At 66.0% G+C, this 17,970-nt stretch carries 13 protein-coding genes; 9 read left to right on the top strand and 4 right to left on the bottom strand.

What is annotated here, in order from left to right:
* Positions 1–10 precede the first annotated feature (10 nt).
* The 3 genes from WS64_RS28490 to WS64_RS28500 all read right to left on the bottom strand — a co-directional run bounded on the left by WS64_RS28490 (position 11) and on the right by WS64_RS28500 (position 3,384).
* Entirely contained in the window at positions 11–1,192 is a 1,182-nt protein-coding gene (locus WS64_RS28490; RefSeq protein WP_244166681.1) for a polysaccharide biosynthesis/export family protein, read from the bottom strand.
* Complete coding sequence (locus WS64_RS28495) at positions 1,192–2,247, bottom strand: sugar transferase (RefSeq protein WP_244166668.1); 1,056 nt, start codon at positions 2,245–2,247, stop codon at positions 1,192–1,194. Before WS64_RS28495 ends, WS64_RS28490 begins: the two co-directional genes overlap by 1 nt.
* 246 nt (positions 2,248–2,493) lie before the next feature.
* The gene (locus WS64_RS28500) at positions 2,494–3,384 is read right to left on the bottom strand and encodes a helix-turn-helix domain-containing protein (protein ID WP_060968428.1); all 891 of its coding nucleotides are present in this window, start codon (positions 3,382–3,384) and stop codon (positions 2,494–2,496) included.
* A 906-nt stretch (positions 3,385–4,290) separates the two neighbouring features.
* Here WS64_RS28500 and WS64_RS28505 point away from each other — a divergent pair.
* A complete protein-coding gene (locus tag WS64_RS28505) occupies positions 4,291–6,159 on the top strand; it encodes a M60 family metallopeptidase (protein ID WP_167351647.1) in 1,869 nt (622 codons plus the stop codon).
* A gap of 46 nt (positions 6,160–6,205) precedes the next feature.
* Here WS64_RS28505 and WS64_RS28510 read toward each other — a convergent pair whose 3' ends face one another.
* The gene (locus WS64_RS28510; RefSeq protein WP_081103948.1) at positions 6,206–7,333 is read right to left on the bottom strand and encodes a GlxA family transcriptional regulator; all 1,128 of its coding nucleotides are present in this window, start codon (positions 7,331–7,333) and stop codon (positions 6,206–6,208) included.
* 355 nt (positions 7,334–7,688) lie between these two features.
* On the opposite strand from WS64_RS28510, the gene WS64_RS28515 reads away from it, so the two are divergent.
* From WS64_RS28515 to WS64_RS28550, 8 genes are all read left to right on the top strand, one after another.
* The gene (locus WS64_RS28515) at positions 7,689–8,963 is read left to right on the top strand and encodes a serine hydroxymethyltransferase (RefSeq protein WP_059583205.1); all 1,275 of its coding nucleotides are present in this window, start codon (positions 7,689–7,691) and stop codon (positions 8,961–8,963) included.
* A gap of 38 nt (positions 8,964–9,001) precedes the next feature.
* Positions 9,002–9,973 carry a dipeptidase gene (locus WS64_RS28520; RefSeq protein WP_034186088.1) on the top strand — a complete coding sequence of 324 codons (972 nt, stop codon included), beginning with the start codon at positions 9,002–9,004 and terminating at the stop codon, positions 9,971–9,973.
* Between the two features lie 138 nt (positions 9,974–10,111).
* Complete coding sequence (locus WS64_RS28525; protein ID WP_060968431.1) at positions 10,112–10,645, top strand: DUF5943 domain-containing protein; 534 nt, start codon at positions 10,112–10,114, stop codon at positions 10,643–10,645.
* A gap of 68 nt (positions 10,646–10,713) precedes the next feature.
* Positions 10,714–12,777, top strand: a complete 2,064-nt coding sequence (locus tag WS64_RS28530) for an NADH:flavin oxidoreductase (protein WP_006488987.1) — start codon at positions 10,714–10,716, stop codon at positions 12,775–12,777.
* A gap of 3 nt (positions 12,778–12,780) precedes the next feature.
* Positions 12,781–14,706 (top strand): (Fe-S)-binding protein, encoded by a 1,926-nt coding sequence (locus WS64_RS28535; RefSeq protein ID WP_060968432.1) that lies wholly within the window; start codon positions 12,781–12,783, stop codon positions 14,704–14,706.
* Positions 14,707–14,710: 4 nt separating this feature from the next.
* Positions 14,711–15,880 carry an electron transfer flavoprotein subunit alpha/FixB family protein gene (locus WS64_RS28540; RefSeq protein WP_060968433.1) on the top strand — a complete coding sequence of 390 codons (1,170 nt, stop codon included), beginning with the start codon at positions 14,711–14,713 and terminating at the stop codon, positions 15,878–15,880.
* Positions 15,877–16,662, top strand: coding sequence for an electron transfer flavoprotein subunit beta/FixA family protein (locus WS64_RS28545; protein WP_059583197.1), 786 nt, complete (start codon positions 15,877–15,879; stop codon positions 16,660–16,662). The genes WS64_RS28540 and WS64_RS28545 overlap by 4 nt, the downstream gene beginning before the upstream one ends.
* 52 nt (positions 16,663–16,714) lie before the next feature.
* Positions 16,715–17,956, top strand: coding sequence for an aromatic ring-hydroxylating oxygenase subunit alpha (locus WS64_RS28550; RefSeq protein ID WP_059583196.1), 1,242 nt, complete (start codon positions 16,715–16,717; stop codon positions 17,954–17,956).
* The last annotated feature ends 14 nt before the right edge of the window (positions 17,957–17,970 follow it).

Consider the following 17,970-nt stretch of genomic DNA (forward strand, 5'->3'; position numbering starts at 1 on the left):
GGTAAGCGCTTCATTTGGTTGCGATCGCTGCCGTCAATCCTGCGTTGATCGCTGGCATCAACAGGCTCAGCACGCGATTGATCCGGACGAGGCCGCCGCCGTCGACGTAGACGATGTCCTGCGGTTCGAGCTCGAACTGATTCGCGAGTACCAGTGCGACCGGCGACGTCGCGTCGAGTCGATAGATGTCCGGCGTCGTGCGCGACGAGCCGCGGATGACGTACAACTGCGCGGCATCCGCGGTCGACTGGTTCATGCTGCCGGCCTGAGCGAGCGCATCGCTGAGCGTGAGCCGGCCGTTGCGGGACGGCACGGCCCGCCCCGGCTTGTTGACCTCGCCCAATACAAATACCGCGGCATCGTCGCGCGACGCAATGCGCAGCCGATCGCCGTCCTGCATCGCGATGCGAGCCGGATCGAGGTCGGGGCGCGCCGCGCCGGACAAATCGAGCCGCACCTCATTGCCGCCGCGGACGATGAAGATGCGGCTCTGATCGGCCTGCGCGGAAAAGCCGCCGGCGCGGCCGATCGCATCGTGCAGCGTCGTGCGCGTATCGTTCAGCGCATACGAGCCGGGCTCGCGAACTTCGCCTTCGACATAGATGCGCTTTGACCGGAACGACGCGACGCGCACCGTGACTTGCGGATTGCGGAACCATTGCGCGAGCCGTCCGGCGAGCAGCGCGCGAATGTCGCCGACCGTTCGTCCCGCCACGTGCAGTGTGCCGGCATAAGGAAACTGCAGCGTGCCGTCGGGGTCGACGACGAAGCCGCCGGGCGCGTCGGCGGGGCGTGCCGGCGCCGACGAGTGGGGGCCGAATGCCTGCGCGAGTTCCGGATGATCCCATACGACGATTTGCAGCACGTCGCCGTCGCCGACCCGGTAGCCGGCGTCCGAGTCGGCCAGCAGGCGCGCGGCGTCCGACGCGGCGCGCCGGCTGTCGCGCCGCGTGGCGCGAATCAGTTCCGCGCCGATGTCATGAACGGCAACGGGAACCGGCATGGGCGCGTTCGCCGGCACGTGATCGCGCGATGTGGCCGAAGTGTCCGGGGCGGCGGCGTTCGCCGCGATCGTCGGCGGCAACTGCATGCGCATGCCCGGCGCGGCGATACATCCCGCCAGCACCGCGCTCGCGACCGACAGCGCGATCGAGCGGTACGGCAGTCGGTTCTTGCTTGCGGGCGACGCCATCAATATGCACCCGTGCCGCGAACGACCACACCTACGGTCTTGAACAGAATGTGCAGATCGCCGCCCATCGACCACGTGCGCACGTAGCGCACGTCGAGCGCGACGCGCGATGCGTAGCCGATGTCGTTGCGACCGCTGATTTGCCACAGGCCCGTCATGCCCGGCCGCACGGCGAGGTAGTACGCAATGTCCGAACCGTAGCGCGACAGCTCCGCGCTGACGACCGGGCGCGGGCCGACGAGGCTCATGTCGCCGCGTATGACGTTGATGAGTTGCGGCAGCTCGTCGAGACTCGTGCGTCGCGGAATGCGTCCGGCCGTCGTGATGCGGGTGTCGCGTTTCAGCTTGAATTCGCGCGCCCATTCGGCGCGTGCCTGCGGATCGGTTTCCAGCAGCCTTTTAAGGTGCCGCTCCGCATCCGGCCTCATCGTGCGAAATTTCAGGCACCGGAAGGGGCGCCCGCGAAGCCCGATCCGCACGTGAGCGTACAGACACGGGCCGCCATCGAGCCGGACCGCAATCGCAATGACGGCAAGCACGGGCGAGAGCAATACGACGAGGACGGTCGCGGCGATCAGGTCGAATACGCGTTTTGCGATGCCGCCCACGTGCGACGCGCGCTGGACGCGCGCCGCGTTCGTCGCGATGGCGCGGCCGCGATTCGTCGGCGATGTGATCGGCGTGCGGTGCTGACCGGTGTCGAAGCCGGCGAGCGCGAGCGCACGTATGGTAAGCAGGCCGATACAGGTGGCCAGTGTCCAGCACGCGAACCACGCCGACGGCAGCGTACGTTCGTGATTCAGCGCGAGCAGCAGCGCGACGCAGCAGCCTTGCACGACGCCCCATGCGACGACGGTGCTGCTTAGCAGTCGCGCGGCGGACCGTCGCCGATCGTGCGTGTAAAGTCCGAACGCGGGAAAGACCGACAGCGAGAATGCGGCCGCGAGCGCGACTGGCATGCCGTCGACCCACGCGTCGGTTTCCGCGTCGATGCCGACGGCGACGGGCGCGACGGCGCCGGAAACGATCATCGACAGATCGACGATGCGTGGCATGACGGAAGGGCGAGAACGGATCGGGTCCATCGGTTGTGCTCCTGCAGAAAGCGCGCTCCGATCACCGGGTGACCGCGACCCTGTCTGCTGCGTGAAGCGACGTCGAGCATGGCGGGTCGCGGCAATCGCGTTGGAGATCGATACGGCGCGGGCCGGCGCCGGCAAACGGCGCCGGGCATTCGCGAATCGGCCGGACAGCGATCGATCGCGATCGACGCGGAACCGGACCGATCGGCGTTTCGGCGCTTACCGGACGGCGGAATCGACGGGCGCGCGCGTCGTGTGCCGATACTCGGTTGGTGACATCTCGAGGTACTGGCGAAAGATCCTTGCCATCTGGTTTCCGCGGCTGAAGCCGGTGCGCCGGGCGATCTTGTCTGCCGGAAGGTCGCTATGCGTGAGCATCTGGCAGGCTTCGTCGAGGCGGACGCGTCGGACGAATTCCGACGGCACGACGCCAATTTCCTGCTTGAAGCGCCGCACGAAATTCCGCTCGCTCATCCGGGCGACCGCCGCGGCCTCGGCGATCGAGATGCGCCTGGTGTGGTTTTCTCGCAGCCAGCTCGCGGACCGATGGATCCGGCGGCTGACGTTCGCATCGCGCGTTGCCGCGCTGCCGCGGTCCATGATCGTGGGCAGTGTGCCGATGCACGCGTCGCGTTTTCCGCTGTCGGCATCGCGGGCGGCCGGCGCGTTGCCTGCCGCATGGAAAGCCGGGCCGGTTGCGGGCGCGACGTCGCATGTATTGTCGGCGGCGTCGGGCGAACCGAGCAGGGTGACGGGCGGACGCGGCCGGCCCGGCATGCAGGCGTCGTCCACGGGTTCGAACGCGACGATGCACGTGAGGTGCTTGGCCTGAGTCGACAGCCGTTGTGTCCATACCGGTATGCCGGACGATGAGCGTACCGGGCCGCCCGTCGTCGAGAGCATCACGAATTCATATTCCGTCGGCCGGCTGGCCGACGCAGGGTCCTCGGCGTCGAGCCGCAACAGTGTCAGACAGAACCCCTCGACCTGTGTCAGCGAAAAGCCTTCGCGCAAAAACGCACCAACCCCGGCGCGCTGTCCGGTCATGTCCGCCTCGCTTGGACTGCCGTCCGGAACGTAGTGATGGCCGGCAACGACATCGTCGATCATGTCGCCATTCCTCTCTAGTTAGAATTCGAGCCGATCATATTCGGCGTGCATGGAAACGCAATGGCTGCTTATCGTTTTGTCGGTTTCGGGTACGAAGATGGCGGATTTCGTTTTGTAACGGGCGTATTTTTGTTTGCGATCCTATATAACTTAATCGTCGCATATACTTAATAGGTGAATTATCTCGAAATTGACGCGAGCCAATTTTCATTTCATGAGCGGGGTCGCGTTGAAATGCCGGATAAAGTCATTGCGGGATGAATAGGGGGCATGGCGGAATTTGTCGCGTGCACGGCTGCTCGTCGTTGGCCGACGGGCCGTGTGCCAGAAATTCGGGCGTCGGGCAATGATCCGGCTCGCATTTGCGTCAATCTGGTAATCGAGAGAGCCGGCGAACGATTCGACAGCAGCACGGCATTCGCTCGCCACGTATTTTTCTCCGGGCGGGCCGAACGATGAGTGGACGGGCGTTCGGCCCGGTTGCGCCAATCTTGTGGCCGTTAACGGTGGATGACTTTAATTTTGGCGGAAACCCAATATCGATTTCGAACTTGTCTCATATTGTCCGATGGATCGAATCGGTAATCTTCATGTGGCGTGGAATTATCGTCGGTGCGTCGCTTGATTGGCGGCGTGAATTTGGGCCACTACGGGGATAGTCGAACGATCATGAACCAGCATCCATGTCGTCGGGCACGCCGCGCCGTGTGCGTGACCATCGTCGCGGCAACGTCGTTTTTCGTTTCGTCCATTCCGGCCGCCGCGCCGCGCGGGCCGCTCCCGGGCGGATGCGAGCCCGCGCTCCGCCAGTACGGCGATCCCGCCGAACTGCAGCGCGGACAACGGCGCGCGTTTCTGACGAGCCCGGTGCAGTCAACGGGTTTCTGGGCGCCGCGAGATGCCGCGTTGACAATTCAGGTTACGTATTGCGGGCCGCCACCCGAACGGCCGCCGGAAGTCTGGATCGAGTCGGTCGCGAGCCACGATCACCCGGCCGTCACGAGACAGCGGTACGTGCTTCGTACCGGGCTGAATACCGTTACCGTCGAGCGCGGCGGCGTGATTTACTTCGTCGCGCGCAGTTGGCCCGGCGCGGGCCACGTCGCGGTCCGGCTGGTTGGCGGCGGGCGTCCGATCGCCCGATTCGTGCTCGGACGGGATCGGGTGATCGACTGGCCGGCGATACTGAACCGCGCGTCGGGCGAAGCCTACGCGGAACTCGTGGGAAGGAGCATGATCGTGACGATGCCGTTCGCGCTGGTGCGGGATCATGTCGCCGATCCGGAGCGCTTGCTCAACCGCTGGGATCAGATCGTTTCGCTCGCGGAGCAGCAATACGGTCTGTTACGCGGCAACGTGTACCCGGGAAGCGCTACGCCGTTTCGTCATCACTTCGTCACGCTGCCGGACGCGGCGACAGGCAACGCGTCGGCGGTGGATTACTGGCTCGGCGTGCGTACGCGCGATGCACGGGCCGCGTTGAACGTCGACGAGCTGGTGCGCGATGGCTGGACACCATGGTTGCAACTGGGCGTCCATTACCGGATGCCGGCAATGTCGTGGAGCGGCCAGCAGGACGCGGCGAGCCTGCTGACGCCGCTGTATGTGCAGCGCGCGCTCGGCCAGCCGTCGAAGCTCGTGGTCGAACGCGTGTGGGACAAGGTGCGCGCGCATCTGGACGGTTCGCAGGGCGATTACGATGCGCTGCGCGATCCGCTCGTGCGCGCGGCGATGCTGTGGCAACTCGATCTTGCGTTCGGGCAGGATTTTCACGCGCGGCTGGCGCAGCGTTACCGGTTGTTCGCCGCGGCTGAATTGCCGGTGAGCGACCAGCAGAAGCGTCGGACGTTCGTCGTCGAAGCGAGCCGCGTGGCGGGACGCGACCTGTTGCCGTTCTTCGACAAATGGCGTTTGCGCGTCGATGCGAAGACACGCGCGGACGTCGCGGCGTTGCAGCTCGCTTTCCTCGACAAGCCCGTCTGGGACAACCGGGACGATGCCGTGTCGCACACCTACACGCTTGCCGAACAGGCGCCGGCGGGACGCATCGTGATGCCGCGGGCCGTGATCGGCGGCCGCGGTTTTACCGTCGATGCGGAAGTCTCCAACGCGAACGGCCGTCCGCTTCAATATAAGTGGGATATTCCGCCCGGCTTTCGCGCATCGGCGGCGGCGGGCCCGCGCGTCATGCTGACCGCGCCCGTCGATGCGCTGCCCGGCGCGCTCGCGCCGATTCGCGTGACCGTCACCGACGGCCGTGCCGCGACGACGCTGGGCGGCTCGATCCAGATCATCGGCGACGGCGGTCCGCTGTATGACGCGATGATGATCGGTGCATTCGGCAATGGCGTGCTACGGCAGTGGAGCGGCAATCGGCGCGGCACGGCAGGCGACCTGTACGTGTATTCGAATCCGTACCGGGTCACGCGCGACTACTTTCGGTTGATTGCTCCGGAATACGGCTATTTCCCGATCGATGCGACGAGCAACGCAGCGTGGCGCTACCTCGGCAGCTATAACGGAGAATCGTATTCGCCGTCGCGTGCGTTCGATCTGACGGTGCTCGCGAAGCAGCGCAAGGCGGCAATGCGCACATGGAGCGACTCGCGAGCCGGCGTGATCGGCGACATATACGGCTACGACAATCCGTATCGCAGTACCCGCGATTACTTCAGGCTCCTGAATGCCCGTTTCGGCTATTTCCCGGTCGACTGGACGAGCAACGCGGACTGGCAATATCTTGGCAGCTACGACGGCAGCCGGTATCGCCGGTAGATCGGGCGGGCAGGCGCAGCACGCGTTCGTATTGCGCGGGGCTCGTTCACGCAGGAGCGTGAAGCGGGCCCGCGTGCGACGCCAGCCGCGGCGAGCTTGCCGACTGCCCCTGCGCGAGCGGCGCCACCTGCTTGCGGCGCTCACGCGTCGGCGCGACGCCGAACGCGTCACGGTAGCTCTTGCTGAAGTGGCATGCCGACTGGAAGCCGCACGCCATCGTGATGTGCATGATCGACATGTCGGTCTGCAGCAGCAACTCGCGCGCCCGGCGCAGCCGCAGCGTCAGGTAATAGTGCGTCGGCGTCATCCCGAGGTGCTCGCGGAAGAGGCGCTGCAACTGCCGCTGCGACATGTTCGCGAGCCGCGCGAGCTCCTCGCGCGACAGCGGTTCCTCGATGTTGTTCTCCATCAGCGAGATCACTTCGAACAGCGACTTGTTCGCCGAGCCCAGGCGCGCGACGAGCGGCATGCGCTGTTGTGCGCTCGTATCGCGCACGTGTTCGACGATGAACTGCTCGGCGATCTGCGTGACGCGTGCGGTGCCCACGCGCGCGGCGATCAGGTTCAGCATCATGTCGAGCGGCGCGACGCCGCCCGTGCACGTGATGCGGTCGCGGTCGATCACGAACAGTTCCTTCAGGAAGCGCGTGTCCGGAAACTCTTCCTTCAGCGCCGACATGTTCTCCCAGTGGATCGCGCACGCGTAGCCCGCGAGCAGCCCCGATTTCGCGAGCGCATAGGTGCCCGTGCACAGGCTGCCGAGCGGGATGCCCGAGCGCGCGAAGCGGCGCAGTGTCGACAGATGGGCGGGCGTGGTCGCGCGCTGCACGTCGACGCCGCCGCACACGAACACGATGTCGGGTTGTCCCACGCACTCGGCCGGGCCCGTATCGACCGTCAGGCCGTTGCTCGCCGTGACCGGGCCGCCGTCCGGGCTGATCACCGACCAGCGATAGAGCGGCTGGCCGCTCAGGTAGTTCGCCATCCGAAGCACCTCGATCGCATTGGTGAACGCGATCATCGTGAAGTTCGGTAAAGGCATGAACGCGAAGTGGGACAGCGACGCTGTGCGGTCGGGCGACATGGGGAGCGTTCCTTGAATCTCTAATAGCTTTTGGCCCGGGGCACGAATCGGGCTGCGGTATTGTGTGAGCGAGTGCAACAAGCGTGCCATACGGCTAAACCCTAGCCCCATACGTCGTCTGGGCATCGGCGCGTTGCTGCACTGCACCGTATCCGGGAGACGGCGCACTCGAACGTGCGGCAAACGCACTGCCGGTGTGCGTGTCCATAGGTGAACGTCCAATGCCGTTTCGGGCGGCCGTACCGAAAAGCACGACCGGTCACTTGTATAAAACGGACGCGCATGGCGGAAAAGGCAAAGAACGCGTCTAAATTCATCAATCCGCCGAAAATCCGAACGACAAGAATAGAGCCGTCGGCAGCCTTGCACTGGACGAGCGGGAAACCCAGGCACGGCGGGCCCTGAGCTTCGGTTGCAGCCCTTTATTCTTCGTCACGGACGCACTATGTCGAACACCCAGCCTTTCTTCTCGCAGCCCCTTGCCGAGCGCGACGCGCCGGTGCGCAGCGCCATCCTGAAGGAACTCGAGCGTCAGCAGTCGCAGGTCGAGCTGATCGCGTCGGAAAACATCGTGTCGCGCGCCGTGCTCGAGGCGCAGGGCTCGGTACTGACCAACAAGTACGCGGAAGGCTATCCCGGCAAGCGCTACTACGGCGGCTGCGAATTCGCCGATGAGGTCGAGGCGCTCGCGATCGAACGCGTGAAGCAGATCTTCAACGCCGGCTACGCGAACGTGCAGCCGCACTCGGGCGCGCAGGCGAACGGCTCGGTGATGCTCGCGCTGGCCAAGCCGGGCGACACGGTGCTCGGCATGTCGCTGGATGCCGGCGGCCACCTGACGCACGGCGCGAAGCCGGCACTGTCGGGCAAGTGGTTCAACGCGGTTCAGTACGGCGTGAACCGCGACACGCTGCGCATCGACTACGATCAGGTCGAGGCGCTTGCCCACGAGCACAAGCCGAACCTCATCATCGCCGGCTTCTCGGCGTACCCGCGCGCGCTCGACTTCGCACGCTTTCGGGCGATCGCCGACAGCGTCGGCGCGAAGCTGATGGTCGACATGGCGCACATCGCGGGCGTGATCGCCGCGGGTCGCCACGCGAACCCGGTCGAGCACGCGCACGTCGTCACGTCGACCACGCACAAGACGCTGCGCGGCCCGCGCGGCGGCTTCGTGCTGACCAACGACGAGGAGATCGCGAAGAAGATCAACTCGGCCGTGTTCCCCGGCCTGCAGGGCGGCCCGCTGATGCACGTGATCGCCGGCAAGGCCGTCGCGTTCGGCGAAGTGCTGCATGCGGATTTCAAGACCTACATCGACAACGTGCTCGCGAACGCGCAGGCGCTCGGCGAAGTGCTGAAGGCCGGCGGCGTCGATCTCGTCACGGGCGGCACCGACAACCATCTGCTGCTGGTGGACCTGCGCCCGAAGGGCCTGAAGGGTGCGCCGGTCGAGCAGGCGCTGGAACGCGCGGGCATCACCTGCAACAAGAACGGCATCCCGTTCGACACCGAGAAGCCGACCGTCACGTCGGGCATTCGCCTCGGCACGCCGGCCGGCACGACGCGCGGTTTCGGCGTCGCGGAGTTCCGCGAGATCGGCCGCCTGATCCTCGAAGTGTTCGACGCGCTGCGGGCGAACCCGGAGGGTGACCCGGCAACCGAGCAGCGCGTGCGCCGCGAGATCTTCGCGCTCTGCGAGCGCTTCCCGATCTACTGATCGACCCCACAAGAACAGTCACACGAGCGAGAGCAGATATGAGCACGCTGCATCAGGACAGCATCATCATCGACGGACTGAACATCTCGAAGTTCGAGAAGCCGGTGTTCGAGGACATGCGCAAGGGTGGTATCACGGCCGCAAACTGCACGGTGTCGGTGTGGGAGAACTTCACCAAGACCGTCGACAACATCGGCGTGATGAAGAAGAAGATCCGCGACAACGGCGAGCTGCTGACGCTCGTACGCACGACGGACGACATCTTCCGCGCGAAGAAGGAAGGCAAGACCGGGATCATCCTCGGCTTCCAGAACGCGCATGCGTTCGAGGACAACCTCGGCTACATCGAGGCGTTCGCCGACATGGGCGTGCGCGTCGTGCAGCTTTGCTACAACACGCAGAACCTCGTCGGCACCGGCTGCTACGAGCGCGACGGCGGGCTGTCGGATTTCGGCCGCGAAGTGATCACCGAGATGAACCGCGTCGGCATCATGGTCGACCTGTCGCATGTGGGCGGCAATACGTCGTCGGAAGCGATCGCGTTCTCGAAGAAGCCGGTGTGCTACTCGCACTGCCTGCCGTCGGGCCTGAAGGAGCATCCGCGCAACAAGAGCGACGCGCAACTGAAGGAGATCGCCGATGCGGGCGGCTTCGTCGGCGTGACGATGTTCGCGCCGTTCCTGAAGCGCGGCATCGAAGCGAACATCGACGACTACATCGAGGCGATCGACTACGTCGTGAACCTGATCGGCGAGGACGCGGTCGGCATCGGCACGGACTTCACGCAGGATTTCGCGAAGGAATTCTTCGACATGCTCACGCATGACAAGGGCCGCTATCGCCAGCTGACGAACTTCGGCAAGGTGATCAACCCGGACGGCATCCGCACGATCGGCGAATTCCCGAACCTGACCGCCGCGATGGAACGTCACGGCTGGAAGGAGTCGCGCATCCGCAAGATCATGGGCGAGAACTGGGTACGCGTGTTCAAGGACGTGTGGGGCGCGTAAGCGCCCGCCGAGCCGAACCGCTCCCTTCGTTTCAACATAAAAAAATCGGGACGTGCCAGCGCTTGCCGCGCGGGCACGCGGACGATGTCGCGCCTGCGCGCCGAGCCGCGCGGCCACTTTCCTCACGGAGTCACCACGATGCAACCGCAACTGCCGATCAACGTCGATCCCGATACCGGCGTCTGGACCACCGACGCGCTGCCGATGCTGTACGTGCCGCGCCACTTCTTCACGAACAACCACGTCGCCGTCGAGGAAGCGCTCGGCGTCGAAGCGTATGCCGAGATCCTCTACAAGGCCGGCTACAAGTCGGCTTACCACTGGTGCGACAAGGAAGCCAAGCAGCACGGCATCACCGGCATGGCCGTGTTCGAGCATTACCTGAAGCGCCTGTCGCAACGCGGCTGGGGGCTGTTCTCGATCATCGAGGCAGAACCGGCGAGCGCACGCGCGAAGATCGAGCTGCGCCACTCGTCGTTCGTGCTCCAGCAGCCGGGCAAGGAAGGCAAGCTCTGCTACATGTTCGCGGGCTGGTTCGCGGGCGCGATGGACTGGGTCAACGACACGACGCCGGAAGGCAAGCATGCGCCGCGCGCGCAATCGAAGGAAGTGCAGTGCGCGGCCGAGCATCACGACCACTGCGTCTTCGAAGTGTCGCCGATCGCGCACTGATGCATTGATTCACTGAAGCAGAACAACACCCGCAACACGAGACATTCGAACGCCAGAGGTCGCCAGCGATGCGTTATCCCCACCTGTTCAAACCCATGCAGCTGAACCAGCTGACGCTGCGCAACCGGATCGTCAGCACCGCGCACGCGGAGGTGTATGCCGAGCCGGGCGGCCTGCCGGGCGACCGCTATATCCGCTACTACGAAGAAAAGGCGAAGGGTGGTGTCGGTCTGGCCATCTGCGGCGGCTCGAGCCCGGTGTCGATCGACAGCCCGCAAGGCTGGTGGAAATCGGTGAACCTGTCGACCGACAAGATCATCGATCCGCTCACGCGCCTGGCCGACACGATGCACAAGCACGGCGCGAAGATCATGATCCAGGCGACGCACATGGGCCGCCGCTCGTCGTTCCACGGCGAGCACTGGCCGCACCTGATGTCGCCGTCGGGCGTGCGCGAACCCGTGCACCGCGGCAACGCGAAGATCATCGAGATCGAGGAAATCCGCCGCATCATCGGCGATTTCGCGGCGGCCGCGAAGCGCGTGAAGGCGGCCGGCATGGACGGCATCGAAATCTCCGCCGCGCACCAGCACCTGATCGACCAGTTCTGGAGCAAGCGTTCGAACCATCGCACCGACGAATGGGGCGGCAGCCTCGAAAACCGCCTGCGCTTCGGTATCGAAGTGCTGACGGCCGTGCGCGAGGCGGTCGGCAAGGATTTCTGCGTCGGCCTGCGCATGTGCGGCGACGAATTTCACGAGGACGGTCTCGATCACGAAGCGCTGAAGGAAATCGCGCAGGCGATGTCCGAGACGGGCCTGATCGACTACCTGAGCGTGGTCGGGTCGGGCGGCGATACGCACAACACCATCGCCAACTGCATGCCGCCGATGGCGCTGCCGCCGGAGCCGTTCGTGCATCTCGCGGCCGGCATCAAGTCGGTCGTGAAGATTCCGGTGATGCACGCGCAGAGCATTCGCGACGCGGGGCAGGCCGAGCGCCTGCTCGCGAACGGCATGATCGACCTGGTCGGCATGACGCGCGCGCAGATCGCCGATCCGCACATGGTGATCAAGATCCGCGACGGCCGCGAGGACGAAATCAAGCAGTGCGTCGGCGCGAACTATTGCATCGACCGCCAGTACAACGGGCTCGACGTGCTGTGCATCCAGAACGCGGCGACGTCGCGCGAAGCGACGATGCCGCACATCATCGAGAAGTCGCGCGGCCCGAAGCGCAAGGTCGTGGTGGTCGGCGCGGGCCCGGCGGGCCTCGAGGCCGCGCGTGTCGCGAAGCTGCGCGGCCATGACGTCGTGCTGTTCGAGAAGAACGCGGAAGTGGGCGGCCAGGTGATGATCGCCGCGAAGGCGCCGCAGCGCGAGCAGATGTCGGGGATCATCCGCTGGTTCGACATGGAAACGAAGCGCCTGGGCGTCGACCGGCGTCTCGGCGTGGCCGCCGACGAGAAGATGATCATGGCCGAGAAGCCGGACATCGTCGTGCTTGCCACCGGCGGTTCGAGCTTCACGTGGCAGGTGCCGGCGTGGGGCGTGGCCGAAGGCCTCGCCGTCAGCTCGTGGGACATCCTGACCGGCAAGGTCGAGCCGAAGCAGAACGTGCTGCTGTTCGACGGCGTGAGCACGCATGCGGGCGCCGGCGTGGCCGACTTCATGGCGAGCCGCGGCTCGAAGGTCGAGGTGGTGACGCCGGACGTGAAGGTCGCTGACGATTGCGGCGGCACGACGTTCCCGATCTTCTATCGCCGCCTGTACGCGTTCGGCGTGATCCCGACGCCGAACACGATGCTCGATCGCGTCTATGAAGAGAACGGCAAGATGATCGCCGTGCTGCGCAACGAGTACACCGAGGAACTTGAAGAGCGCGCGGTCGACCAGGTGGTGATCGAGAACGGCTCGTCGCCGAACGACGAGCTGTACTGGAAGCTCAAGCCGGAATCGGTGAACCGCGGCCAGATCGATCCGCACACGCTGTTCGCGGCCGAGCCGCAGCCGTGCCTGTCGGAAGAACTCGGCAACGGCCGTTTCCTGCTGTTCCGTGTCGGCGACTGCATCTCGATGCACAACGTCCACGGTGCGATCTACGACTCGCTGCGTCTCGTGAAGGATTTCTAAAAGATGAATCCGTCCTTCCTCATTACCGCCTTGTTGTGGCTGTCGGTGGCGGGGCTCGCGTTCGCGGTCGCGAAGCGCTCGTCCTACTGGCGTCTGGGCCGCGCCACCGCGCCCGGCGCGTTTGGCGTCGCGAACCTGTTCGCGATTCCGAAGCGTTATTTCGTCGACCTGCACCACGTGGTCGCCCGCGATCCGTACATCGCGAAGACCCACGTCGCGACCGCCGGCGGCGCGATCGGCGCGCTCGCGCTGGTGTTCGTCAACTACGGCCTCGCGATCTACTCGCCGTGGCTCGACAAGCTGATCTTCCTCGCGGCGCTCGCGATGCTGGTCGGCGCGGTGTTCGTGTGGCGTCGCCGCACGGCGAAGAACGTGCCGGCGCGCCTGTCGCGCGGCCCGTGGAATACGCTGCCCTGGCTGCTCGGTTCGTTCGCGCTCGGCCTCGTGCTGTTCATGCTGGTGCCGACCGGCGCGATGTCGGGTGCGTTCGCGGTGCTCTGCGCGCTGCTGATCGGCATCGGGGCGTTCACGATGACGGTCGGCGCGGCGAAAGGCGGCCCGATGAAGCATGCGATCGCCGGCCTGCTGCACCTCGCGTTCCACCCGCGCCAGGAGCGTTTCGCGGCCACCCGCGAATCGTTCACCGGCAACGGCACGGCCACGCCGCCGACCGCGCTGAAGCTGCCGGACATCGACCATCAGGAGTACGGCGTCGCGAAGCCGGTCGAATTCCGCTGGAACCAGTTGCTGAGCTTCGACGCATGCGTGCAGTGCGGCAAGTGCGAAGCCGCATGCCCCGCGTTCGCGTCGGGCCAGCCGCTGAACCCGAAGAAGCTGATCCAGGATCTCGTCGTCGGGATGGCCGGCGGTACCGATGCGGCGTACGCGGGCAGCCCCACGCCGGGCCTGCCTGTCGGCCAGCATCGCGGCGAGCCGAACGGCCCGATCGTGTCGGGCCTGATCGAGGAACAGACGCTGTGGTCGTGCACCACCTGCCGCGCGTGCGTGCAGGAATGCCCGATGCTGATCGAACACGTCGACGCGATCGTCGACATGCGCCGCAACCGCACGCTCGTGCACGGCACGGTCCCGGGCAAGGGCCAGGAAGTACTCGCGAACCTGCGCGAGACGGGCACGATGGGCGGCTACGACACGGCCGCACGCTACGACTGGTCGGTCGACCTGAGCGCACCCGTCGCGCAGCCCGGCAAGCCGGTCGACGTGCTGTTCGTCGCGGGCGAAGGCGCGTTCGACATGCGCTACCAGCGCACGCTGCGTGCGTTCGTGAAGGTGCTGAACAAGGCGGGCGTCGACTATGCGGTGCTCGGCCCGACCGAGACCGACACGGGCGACGTCGCGCGCCGGCTCGGCGACGAAGCGACGTTCCAGCAGATGGCGAAGCGCCTGATCGGCACGCTCGGCACGCTGTCGTACAAGCAGATCGTGACGGCCGACCCGCACGTGATGCACAGCCTGCGCAACGAATACCGTGCGCTCGGGCTGCGCGTGACGGTCAAGCATCACACGACGTATCTGGCCGAACTGGCCGACAGCGGCAAGATCGCGCCGAAGGCGGTCGAGGCGCTGCAGGAGAAGCGCACCACGTATCACGACCCGTGCTACCTCGGCCGCTACAACGGCGAGACGGAAGCACCGCGCAAGCTGCTGAAGACGATCGGCATCCAGGTCGTCGAGATGGAGCGCAACGGCATGCGCGGCCGCTGCTGCGGCGGTGGCGGCGGCGCGCCGCTCACCGACATCCCCGGCAAGCAGCGCATCCCGGACATCCGCATCGCCGACGCACGCACGATCGGCGCGGACGTGGTCGCGGTTGCGTGCCCGAACTGCACGGCCATGCTCGAAGGCGTCGTGGGCCCGCGCCCCGACGTGCTCGACGTCGCCGAACTCGTCGCCGCCTCGCTGGAGTGAATCGATGAATACGACCAAACGAATCGATCCGCGCCGGCCGTTCATCATCACGGCCGCCGGCCTGAAGCGCATCACGCTCGGCGAGGAAGGCAGCGCCGATGCGAACGCCGCGCAGTGGTCCGCGCACGGTCATGGCGCCGCGGCGGCGAAGCCGCGCCGCGCGCTGCAGGATCCGAAGCACGTGATGCTGGTGGTCGCCCATGCCGAACGCGGCGCGCTCGACGACCATTCGCGGCAGGCGATCGCCGCCGCGGCCGTGCTCGCCGATGCGCAGACCGAAGTCGCGCTGCTCGCGTTCGGCGAACTCAAGGACGACGTGGCCGAACTGGGTGTCGACAAGCTGCTCGAGCTGACCGGCTTCGATCGCCGCGCGTTCGACCCCGAAAGCGAACTGCAAGCATTGCAGGCCTGTGTGGCCGCGCTCGCCCCGAAGCATGTGTTCGTGCCCGACAACGCGACCGGCGACGGCGATCTCGGCCGCCGTTACGCGGCGGCGGTCGGCGCGAGCGTCGCGACCCACGTCGTCGAGATCGACGCGAAGCACGTGGGCGCGTACGCGCAGGCCGGGCGCGCGTTCGCGACCCGTGCGCTGCCCGACGTGATCCTGCTCGCGCAGAACGCGGTGGAGGCGAAGCTGCCGTTCGTCGGTGCCGGCGAACGCGTGGCTGCCGATTTCATCCGCCCGGCGCATGACGCCGCGCAGCCGTACCGCGATCTCGGCCTCGACGAAATCGATGCGGCCCAGGTCGCGCTCGAGGAAGCCGACTTCATCGTGTCGGCCGGCAATGGCGTGTCCGACATCGCTGCGTTCGAGCGGCTGGCCGGCGTGTTCGGCGCGGCGATCGGCGCGAGCCGCGTCGCGGTCGACAACGGCCACTTCACGCGCGACAAGCAGGTCGGTGCGACCGGCAAGACGGTCGAGGCGAGCGTGTACATCGCGTTCGGCATCTCGGGCGCGGTGCAGCATTTGCAGGGGATCAAGGATTGCCGCCACGTGATCGCGGTGAACCTCGACGGCAGTGCGCCGATCGCCAAGCGCGCGAACCTGACGGTGGTCGGCGACGCGCAGGCGACGATCGCCGCGCTGATCGAGCAGGTCCAGGCCGCGCGGGCCGCGCGCGGCGAATCGCCGGCCGCGGTCGGTACCCGTGAACCCGAAGGAGTCGCCGCATGAATGCCCCTCGCCCCTTGCAACGCATCGCGGTGCTCGTGTCCGTCGGCCGGCATCCGGTCAGCGGCGTCGCGCGCTACAGCCGCAACGATGCGGCCGCGCTCGAAACCGGCCGCCAGCTCGCGGAAAAACATCGCGCGACGCTCGACGTGATCCACGCGGGCGACCCCGCCAACGCCGCGCTCGCCGAGTATCTGGCGCTCGGCGCGCGGGAGGTCGAAGTGCTGGCCTGCCGCGACGGCGACGATGCCGTGCACGCGCTCGCCGCGCGCATCGAAGGCTACGACCTCGTGCTGACCGGCACGCGCGCCGAGGGCGCGTACGACACCGGGATGCTGCCGTATCGCGTCGCCGCGGCGCTCGGCTATCCGCTCGTCGGCTCGGCCGTCGACGTGACGGTCGATGGCGGTCGCGTGGCAGTCCGGCAATTTTTGCCGAAAGGACTGCGGCGGCGTGTCGACGCGGCGCTGCCGGCCGTCGTGGCCGTCCATCCGCTTGCCGGTGTCGAGCCGCGCTATGCCTATGCGCGGCTGCGCGCCGGCGCGATCCGGCCGGCGCTCGCGGCGAGCGGCGCGGACGCCGACGCCACCGCGTGGACGGTCGGCCCGGTCGAGCGTAAACCCGTAAAACTGGTCGCCGCCGAGAAGCGCTCCGGGCATGCCCGGATGCTGTCCGCGACGACGACCGAAAGCCGTGGCGGCAACGTCGTAAATGAAGGGAGTTCGGTCGAAAAAGCACAAGTGATCCTTGCGTATTTGCGCGAGCATCAGCTCATCGACTACTGATTTTGATGCCTGTCGGCAAGAACCCAGGGATGCAAGGAATCCGGAGCAAACGATGAAAGTATCGGCAGACATTCGTGCATTGATCGAACGCCGCAAGGCAGGCTACAGCCTCGAAGCGCCGTTCTACACGAGCGAGGACATTTTCGCGCTCGACATGGAGGCGATTTTCCGCCAGCACTGGATCCAGGTGGCGATCGAACCGGACATTCCCGAGCCGGGCGATTACGTGACCGTGCAGTTGGGCAACGATTCGATCCTGATCGTGCGCGACGACGACATGGCGATCCGCGCGTTCCACAACGTGTGCCGTCACCGCGGCGCGCGCCTGTGCAACGAAGATAAAGGCTCGGTCGGCAACATCGTGTGCCCGTACCACAGCTGGACCTACAACCTGACGGGCCAACTGATGTTCGCCGAGCACATGGGCGAGAAGTTCGACCGTTGCAAGCACAGCCTGAAGTCGGTGCACGTCGAGAACCTCGCGGGCCTGATCTTCATCTGCCTCGCCGACGAGCCACCCGTCGATTTCGCGCAGATGCGCGCCGAGATGGAACCGTACCTGCTGCCGCACGATCTGCCGAACACGAAGATCGCCGCGCAGATCGACATCATCGAGGAAGGCAACTGGAAGCTCACGATGGAGAACAACCGCGAGTGCTATCACTGCGTCGCGAACCATCCGGAGCTGACGATCTCGCTGTACGAATACGGCTTCGGCTACCAGCGTTCCGACGCGAACGCCGAAGGCATGGACGCTTTCGCCGAGACCTGCGTGCGCCGCGGCAAGGAGTGGGCGGAGATGGGCCTGCCGTCCGCCGAAATCGAAAAGCTGCTCGACGTGACGGGTTTCCGCACGCAGCGCCTGCCGCTCGACCGCCACGGCGAATCGCAGACGCTCGACGCGAAGGTCGCGTCGAAGAAGCTGCTCGGCGGCTTCGACAAGGCCGACCTCGGCGGGCTGTCGTTCTGGACGCAGCCGAACTCGTGGCACCACTTCATGAGCGATCACATCGTGACGTTCTCGGTGATCCCGCTGTCGGCCGGCAAGACGCTCGTGCGCACGAAGTGGCTCGTGCACAAGGACGCGAAGGAAGGCATCGACTACGACGTGAAGAACCTCACGGCCGTGTGGAACGCGACCAACGACCAGGATCGCGCGCTCGTCGAATTCTCGCAGCGCGGCGCGACCAGCAGCGCGTACGAGCCGGGCCCGTATTCGCCGTACACGGAAGGTCTCGTCGAAAAATTCTCGGCCTGGTACATCGGCCGGCTCGCCGAACAAACCGGCGCGTAGTCGTCAGCGGAACA

It is taken from the genome of Burkholderia anthina, assembly GCF_001547525.1.
Lineage (GTDB): Bacteria > Pseudomonadota > Gammaproteobacteria > Burkholderiales > Burkholderiaceae > Burkholderia > Burkholderia semiarida.

Bases quoted from the DNA above. Each gene is read 5' to 3' on its own strand.
- WS64_RS28530 (WP_006488987.1), top strand. From the start codon at position 10,714: ATGCGTTATCCCCACCTGTTCAAACCCATGCAGCTGAACCAGCTGACG.
- WS64_RS28535 (WP_060968432.1), top strand. From the start codon at position 12,781: ATGAATCCGTCCTTCCTCATTACCGCCTTGTTGTGGCTGTCGGTGGCG.
- WS64_RS28510 (WP_081103948.1), bottom strand. From the start codon at position 7,333: ATGGCACGCTTGTTGCACTCGCTCACACAATACCGCAGCCCGATTCGT.
- WS64_RS28545 (WP_059583197.1), top strand. From the start codon at position 15,877: ATGAATGCCCCTCGCCCCTTGCAACGCATCGCGGTGCTCGTGTCCGTC.
- WS64_RS28515 (WP_059583205.1), top strand. From the start codon at position 7,689: ATGTCGAACACCCAGCCTTTCTTCTCGCAGCCCCTTGCCGAGCGCGAC.
- WS64_RS28490 (WP_244166681.1), bottom strand. From the start codon at position 1,192: ATGGCGTCGCCCGCAAGCAAGAACCGACTGCCGTACCGCTCGATCGCG.
- WS64_RS28520 (WP_034186088.1), top strand. From the start codon at position 9,002: ATGAGCACGCTGCATCAGGACAGCATCATCATCGACGGACTGAACATC.
- WS64_RS28550 (WP_059583196.1), top strand. From the start codon at position 16,715: ATGAAAGTATCGGCAGACATTCGTGCATTGATCGAACGCCGCAAGGCA.
- WS64_RS28500 (WP_060968428.1), bottom strand. From the start codon at position 3,384: ATGATCGACGATGTCGTTGCCGGCCATCACTACGTTCCGGACGGCAGT.
- WS64_RS28495 (WP_244166668.1), bottom strand. From the start codon at position 2,247: ATGCCACGCATCGTCGATCTGTCGATGATCGTTTCCGGCGCCGTCGCG.
- WS64_RS28525 (WP_060968431.1), top strand. From the start codon at position 10,112: ATGCAACCGCAACTGCCGATCAACGTCGATCCCGATACCGGCGTCTGG.
- WS64_RS28540 (WP_060968433.1), top strand. From the start codon at position 14,711: ATGAATACGACCAAACGAATCGATCCGCGCCGGCCGTTCATCATCACG.